General features: G+C 43.7%; 10 protein-coding genes. All 10 read left to right on the top strand.

The features are described from left to right. Positions 1-1,986 (top strand): tail fiber domain-containing protein (locus tag HT688_RS11205; RefSeq protein ID WP_172923800.1); only part of this gene is annotated, 1,986 nt, incomplete at its 5' end. Next, the gene (locus HT688_RS11200) at positions 1,979-2,185 is read left to right on the top strand and encodes a hypothetical protein (protein ID WP_000368698.1); all 207 of its coding nucleotides are present in this window, start codon (positions 1,979-1,981) and stop codon (positions 2,183-2,185) included. The genes HT688_RS11205 and HT688_RS11200, both read left to right, overlap by 8 nt. Beyond that, the gene (locus tag HT688_RS11195) at positions 2,182-2,715 is read left to right on the top strand and encodes a hypothetical protein (protein ID WP_001105679.1); all 534 of its coding nucleotides are present in this window, start codon (positions 2,182-2,184) and stop codon (positions 2,713-2,715) included. The genes HT688_RS11200 and HT688_RS11195 overlap by 4 nt, the downstream gene beginning before the upstream one ends. After that, positions 2,708-2,860: a hypothetical protein gene (locus tag HT688_RS11190; protein WP_000036642.1), complete on the top strand. Its 153-nt coding sequence runs from the start codon at positions 2,708-2,710 to the stop codon at positions 2,858-2,860. The genes HT688_RS11195 and HT688_RS11190 overlap by 8 nt, the downstream gene beginning before the upstream one ends. Positions 2,861-2,870: 10 nt before the next feature. Next, the gene (locus HT688_RS11185) at positions 2,871-3,149 is read left to right on the top strand and encodes a DUF7365 family protein (protein WP_000134981.1); all 279 of its coding nucleotides are present in this window, start codon (positions 2,871-2,873) and stop codon (positions 3,147-3,149) included. A 33-nt stretch (positions 3,150-3,182) separates the two neighbouring features. After that, positions 3,183-3,641 carry a hypothetical protein gene (locus tag HT688_RS11180; RefSeq protein WP_240148178.1) on the top strand — a complete coding sequence of 153 codons (459 nt, stop codon included), beginning with the start codon at positions 3,183-3,185 and terminating at the stop codon, positions 3,639-3,641. A gap of 6 nt (positions 3,642-3,647) precedes the next feature. Continuing rightward, positions 3,648-3,968, top strand: a complete 321-nt coding sequence (locus HT688_RS11175) for a hypothetical protein (protein ID WP_000381731.1) — start codon at positions 3,648-3,650, stop codon at positions 3,966-3,968. A 5-nt stretch (positions 3,969-3,973) separates the two neighbouring features. After that, positions 3,974-4,756 carry a phage upper tail fiber protein gene (locus HT688_RS11170; protein ID WP_000067166.1) on the top strand — a complete coding sequence of 261 codons (783 nt, stop codon included), beginning with the start codon at positions 3,974-3,976 and terminating at the stop codon, positions 4,754-4,756. 340 nt (positions 4,757-5,096) lie between these two features. Continuing rightward, positions 5,097-5,426: a phage holin gene (locus HT688_RS11165; RefSeq protein WP_000191485.1), complete on the top strand. Its 330-nt coding sequence runs from the start codon at positions 5,097-5,099 to the stop codon at positions 5,424-5,426. A 2-nt stretch (positions 5,427-5,428) separates the two neighbouring features. Continuing rightward, positions 5,429-6,384, top strand: a 956-nt coding sequence (locus HT688_RS11160; RefSeq protein WP_172923799.1) for an N-acetylmuramoyl-L-alanine amidase family protein, incomplete at its 3' end; no start/stop codon positions are given.

Raw genomic sequence — 6,384 nt, 5'->3', positions numbered from 1 at the left:
GTGGAGGGGATTCATCGGAGAATTGAAGGAGTTAAAACGAGTGCGAATAGAGAAATAACTAGCCAAATAGCTAGCTATCGTCAATCTGCCGACGGGACATTTAGGGATATTTCAAGCCAAATAACAACTTATAAGCAGGATATGACCAGGAACATTGCGAACCTATCCCATCAACTGGCAGGTAAGGTAGAGACTACTGACTTCCAGCGTGTTAAGGAAACCAGTGAACTTTACGAGCGGATTTTGGGCAATACTGAAAATGGAATTGCGGATAAGGTTGCTCGCATGGCTATGACCAATCAACTGTTTCAGGTTGAGGTTGGGAAATATAGTGTAAGCGGCCCTAACCTCATTAAGAATAGTGATTTTAAAAATGCTACGAATAAATGGGGCTCAACTCAAAATTTAGGAAGATTGGTTAAGCATAGCTTTTATCACAACGGGCAGAAAGACCTTATGCGTTTAAGCAATGCAACTAAAAACAAAAACTTTTTGTCTAGTCACCGTTTTAATCTTGAACGAAATACTGACTATGTACTGAATTTTAGAGGATTTAACAACAGTGCTCTAGCAAGCTATGATGTTTATATTTTGGGACGAAGAGCAGGCGAGAGCGATGGATTCACAATCTTTAAGAAAGTTGTTAGCAGCAAGAAACTATCTACCTCTAGATGCGAAGATGTCTCAGTAACTTTTAATTCCGGAGAAATGGATAATGCTTACATTCGTTTTGAGAACAATGGCTCATCATCAGGAACAGCTGATTTGTATATTACAGAAGTTGACTTGTACAAAGGTTATAAACCTAGAACATGGCAACCACATCCAGAAGATGCAGTCGCAGATGCGAATAAGAAGCTTGAAGCAACGCAAACAAAAATGACTCAACTAGCTGGCTCCTGGTTGGTTCAAAACATCAACAGTGCAGGTGATTTGATTTCGGGTATCAATCTAGGAGCCAATGGTCATAATCGTCTTTCTGGGAAATTAACCCATATAACAGGCGAGACCCTGATTGACAGAGCAGTCATCAAGTCTGCCATGGTTGATAAGTTGAAGACAGCTAATTTTGAATCAGGTTCAGTAACGACAGCTGTTTTAGCTGCCGAAGCGGTCACAGCTGATAAGGTAAAGTTTGATCATGCCTTTATTCGAAAACTTATTGCCAACGACGCCTTTATTGGAGAACTAACTTCTAAACGTATCTTTGCGACTAAGATTGAATCAGTTGTGAATCGCTCGACTTTCTTAGAAGCTTATCAGGGTCAAATAGGAGGGTTTACAATTGGTCGTTTTGCTCAAGGAAGAGGTCGCTGGATTTCTGGTGTCAACCAATTCTCGGTCGGCATGGGAAACGGCGAAGGCGGAAGCTACAATGGCGAAAATACCGCATTTTGGGCGAACTGGGGTTACAATTGGAACAGTCCTGGCCCCAATGCTTGGTATGTGACAACGTTAGGAAACATGCATTGCCGAAACGGAGCAAATTTCCACGGTAGGGTTGACTTTTCGAATTCATCGAGAGCAAACTTCTATGGGAATACTACTTTTTCTCGTTCTCCTGTGTTTTTAAATGGTATCGAACTTGGAAGTAAAGACGTCTTTGGTGATGGTTGGAATCCCAAAGGCGGAAGGAATGCGGTTGTTTGGTGGAATCAGGTCGGTAGTGGTAGCGTGAAGTATTGGATGGAACAAAAATCAGACAGACGCTTAAAAGAGAACATCACAGATACAGCTGTGAAAGCCTTGGACAAAATCAACAGATTAAGAATGGTTGCATTTGATTTCATCGAAAGTAAGAAACATGAGGAGATTGGTCTAATAGCTCAAGAGGCTGAAACCATCGTTCCAAGAATTGTCTCACGAGATCCTGAGAATCCAGATGGCTATCTACATATAGACTATACCGCTTTAGTTCCTTACTTAATTAAGGCAATCCAAGAATTAAATCAAAAAATAGAAAAAATGGAGAACAGACATGGATAATCACACAATCGACAAGCTAGTCGCTGAGTCGCTCGTCGACCGTTTGGCTGATATCGAATTGAACTATGCGCATTTAAATGTACACCATAGGCTGGCTTTGGCTGAATTACAGGCCTTTAAGGCGGTGCTGGAATATGACCCAGCGCTTAAAGAACTTTTTGACGAAACACAAGCGAAAATGAAAGGAAATAAGGAATGAATTACGAAGTAGCAATCAATCCCTACTTGAAAGGTGGGGAAAATGTAACAGTTGTCGCAATCAAGATGGAAAACAAGGGGCGCTATTCTTATGAGCAGTGCGAATTGCCAGGTGACCATACACAGGATAGTGAGGACGCCCTTATCCAAGCGGTTTTGGAATTGGTTCGCACTGAACTTGACCCGACTAGTGCCATTGTCAAGAACCAAGAACAACTGGCTAAGACGACGGAAGCGCTGGAGAGAGCCAACCAGCTCATGGATGGCATGCAGAAAGTCAATCTCCAGAATGCTCAGGATATTGAGGATATCTTAGCGCGATTGGAAGAGCTGGAAGCTCAAGGAGAGTCTGACCAGGAGGAGACCGACGAGGACACCCCTCAGGTTACGGACACAGAAAACCAAGCTGAAGAAGCACAACCAACCCCAGCGGTAGAAGATAAGAAAGAAAGCGAGAAAGAAGATGACATTTCTGAAACGACAAACCAAGAGAGCCCTAGTGAAGACAATGGAGGTAGCAGCAATGAGTAAGATTACACTAGATCAAGCAAAAATCGACATGTACATCAACCTACTGGAACGTGGAGCAGTTGACTTTTCATGGGTACATAAACGCTGGAAAGACCGTGTGCGCAAGGAATTGAAGCGACGTGGTTTGAGCCATCTGGCAAACTAGCGAGGTGTTTATGACAGAGATTGAGCACTTATTGATTCGGTTTCTCTTTTCTCTGATTCCTGTGGTTGTCTTGTACTTTTCCATGAAGGACAGGGCAACCAAGCAGGAAAATCGCATGACAGCCATAGAAAAAGACATTGAGAACTTACGCGAATTTCGAATGTCGGCTAACAAAAGATTGGATAACCATGACGAACAAAATAAGGCTATTCTGGTGCTGGCTGAACAGGTCAAATCGCTAGGTGAAGATGTGAGAGAACTGAAAACCTTGATACAAAGTAAACAGTAAAGAAAGAGGTGCAGAATGGTCTGTAATCTCAATATGACCAATTTGCGGCAAATTGACGGTGGGCACCTGATTAAGCAAGGGGACTTGGCTTCCACCTTTGGTTTTGCCCTCTTAGACGAAGACTACCAAGTGATTTCCTCTCTGGAAGGGGAGGAGGCGCTGATCAGTCTGACCAAGGAGGGCTACCAGTGGAAGAAGCAGGTAACCGTTACCGGTCAAGGTGTGAGTTTTCATCTGGACGCTATCTTGCCCATTGGGAGTTATCGCTTGGAAATCACGGCTGGAGGCTATGTTTTCCCCAGTGATAAATCTGTCCATATCAAGATAGTCGCCTCAGATAAGGAATTGGTCACAGAAGAAGTCCATGCTTTAAAGGAGCTGGATATTGCAAAGGAAGTTGAGAAACAGCTTGCAGGTAGAACTGTAGGCGAGAGCCCAGTAGGTCAGGAATTGCCAGACCTGCTCTTTTATTACAATTTAGGAAAGGTGTAACACAAAATGGATACTACAAAATTAACAGCATTTGCGCAGGCAGTGGGGGAAGATAACAAAAAGGTAAACGAAGAGCTGAAAACGAAAGTCAGCACGTCTGACATGAACCAAGCAATTACCCGTGCTAAATCCGAGGTTAAGGCTGAAATCTTGGGTGAGGGGACGCCTGAAAATCTTGACACACTGAAAGAAATCGCGGAAAAAATCACAAGTATGGGACAAGATGAAAATAGCGCACTTCTTGGCAAAGTAACTGAAGTCAGCGGACGTGTAGACCAGATTGCCAACCTTGACTTGGTCGCAACCTATAACGCAGCGAAAGCGTGAGTGCTATGAGTAACCTTGAAAATCTAGCAAGAGCAATCGGTGAGGATGTCAAGGCTATCAAAGAAGACTCAGAGCTAAAGGATAGGGAGGTTAAGAAAAGACTGGACACCCTTGAGAGTAGACCGAAAGTCCATCCAGAAACCCTCGTTACAAAAGCGGAGCTGGAAGAGAAAGGCTACTTGACCTCCCACCAAGACTTGTCTACTTATGCCCAAAAATGGGAGTTGTACAATGATATCCCCATCAAGGCTAGGATTTCCGCCTTAGAAAATCGTCCATCATTCGATACGCTGACACCGACTCAACGGGATAGCTTAAAAGGGGATAATGGGCATAGTTTGAATGCCAGCGTTCGTATTGAGGGTTCTTATAAGAATGGCTCTACTAGCCGATTGAATTTGTTTGCGGATGTATTCTACGATGGCGAAGCAGTCACGAGCGGCTATACTCTTGATTATTACTATCGTGGTTTTGGCTATACAAACTGGCGTTCTTTGAGAAATCAGACCCCTGATTCAGCAGGAAAATTTGGCACATGGAGTGCTTCTCAGCGTTCTGGTGGTTGGTTTGAAGTTCGCATTGAAGTGAATTACAGAGGATTGAGAGCCTCTGCTTTTACCCATTTGGATAATGTCAACGATGGTGAACAAGGGCGAAGTGGAGTTCCAGGTCAGAACATTGTCAATCAGAACGGTTCGCAGGCACTCAACTATTGGGCCGGTACGCAAGAGCAGTACGATGCTATTACTACCAAAGACCCTCACACGATTTACGATATTTTTAAGTAGGTGAAGCTATGAGAGATAGAGTAAGAATCATGTTAGGAAGTAGAGAGATTGTCAAGCGCTATATTGGCGATAGGTTGGTGTGGTCGAGTGGACCGTCATTATTATTGGAAGTGTTAAACACAAGAATGTGGCAGTACTGGGGTGGGTACAATATTGATATTAAAGGTAATGATATTAAGGTTGCTGCTATACGATATGTACAACTCAATAATAGCAGATTAATAAGAATTCAGGCTGATATGTATAACCGAGGAGTCATATATCTAACTGGTACAAACTTAAGGGAGTATATAGGTACCGTTAATGTTAAGTTTTATAGAGAATAGAAAGGAAACAACACATGACACAATTTAATGAATTTATTATCGCTTTTGCGACAGGCTTTTTAGCAGTAGCAGTAGGCAGTATCGTGAAAATGGTGAAAGACTATCTTTTGCGAAAAGGCGGAGAGAAAGCGGTGATTATCGCTGAAATCCTAGCCAAGAACGCAGTTCATGCCGTGGAGCAGGTGGCTGCCGAGACAGGTTATAAAGGTGATGAAAAGCTAGAGCAAGCTCGTGATAAAGTTAGAGCTGAGCTGACCAAATATAAGATCAGCATGACCGATAAGGACTTGGATACCTTTGTGGAGTCCGCAGTGAAGCAGATGAACGATGCTTGGAGGGAATAGGTATGGATATCGATACAAGCAGACTACGTACAGGCTTGCCACAAGTAGGCTATGCGCCATATCGACAAGTGCACGCTCACTCTACGGGGAACCGTAATTCTACCGTGCAAAATGAAGCTGATTATCACTACAGAAAGAACCCTGAGCTTGGGTTCTTCTCTCATGTCGTTGGTAACGGTCGTGTCCTGCAGGTCGGTCCTGTAAATAATGGTGCCTGGGACGTTGGTGGCGGTTGGAATGCGGAAAGCTATGCGGCAGTTGAATTGATTGAAAGCCATTCAACTACAGAAGAGTTCATGGCTGACTACCGTCTCTATATCGAACTCTTACGCAATCTAGCAGATGAAGCAGGTTTGCCGAAAACGCTTGATACAAGCAGTTTGGAAGGTATCAAAACACATGAATACTGTACCAATAACCAACCAGACAATCATTCAGACCACGTTGACCCGTATCCATATCTAGCCAAATGGGGCATTAGCCGTGAACAGTTCAAGCAGGATATTGAAAGTGGATTGACAATTGAAGTAGGTTGGCAGAAGAACGATATAGGCTATTGGTATGTACACTCAGACGGCTCTTATCCAAAAGATAAGTTTGAGAAAATCAACGACACTTGGTATTACTTCGACGGCTCAGGCTACATGCTTGCGAACCGCTGGAAGAAGCACACAGATGGTAATTGGTACTGGTTTGACCAGTCAGGTGAAATGGCGACAGGCTGGAAGAAAATCGCTGAGAAGTGGTATTATTTCGACGTAGAGGGCGCTATGAAGACAGGCTGGGTCAAGTACAAGGAGACTTGGTATTATCTTGACGGTAAAGAAGGTGCCATGGTATCAAACGCCTTCGTCCAGTCCGCAGACGGAACAGGCTGGTACTACCTCAAACCAGACGGAACAATGGCAGACAAGCCAGAGTTCACAGTAGAGCCAGACGGCTTGATTACGACTAAATA

The organism is Streptococcus sp. 1559 (assembly GCF_013276735.1).
GTDB classification, from domain to species: domain Bacteria; phylum Bacillota; class Bacilli; order Lactobacillales; family Streptococcaceae; genus Streptococcus; species Streptococcus pseudopneumoniae.
This window is presented reverse-complemented; position numbering and strand designations above follow the sequence as displayed.

What these genes read in the sequence shown, in the direction of transcription:
- HT688_RS11200 (WP_000368698.1), top strand. Translation starts at nt 1,979, where the DNA reads ATGGATAATCACACAATCGACAAGCTAGTCGCTGAGTCGCTCGTCGAC.
- HT688_RS11195 (WP_001105679.1), top strand. Translation starts at nt 2,182, where the DNA reads ATGAATTACGAAGTAGCAATCAATCCCTACTTGAAAGGTGGGGAAAAT.
- HT688_RS11190 (WP_000036642.1), top strand. Translation starts at nt 2,708, where the DNA reads ATGAGTAAGATTACACTAGATCAAGCAAAAATCGACATGTACATCAAC.
- HT688_RS11185 (WP_000134981.1), top strand. Translation starts at nt 2,871, where the DNA reads ATGACAGAGATTGAGCACTTATTGATTCGGTTTCTCTTTTCTCTGATT.
- HT688_RS11180 (WP_240148178.1), top strand. Translation starts at nt 3,183, where the DNA reads ATGACCAATTTGCGGCAAATTGACGGTGGGCACCTGATTAAGCAAGGG.
- HT688_RS11175 (WP_000381731.1), top strand. Translation starts at nt 3,648, where the DNA reads ATGGATACTACAAAATTAACAGCATTTGCGCAGGCAGTGGGGGAAGAT.
- HT688_RS11170 (WP_000067166.1), top strand. Translation starts at nt 3,974, where the DNA reads ATGAGTAACCTTGAAAATCTAGCAAGAGCAATCGGTGAGGATGTCAAG.
- HT688_RS11165 (WP_000191485.1), top strand. Translation starts at nt 5,097, where the DNA reads ATGACACAATTTAATGAATTTATTATCGCTTTTGCGACAGGCTTTTTA.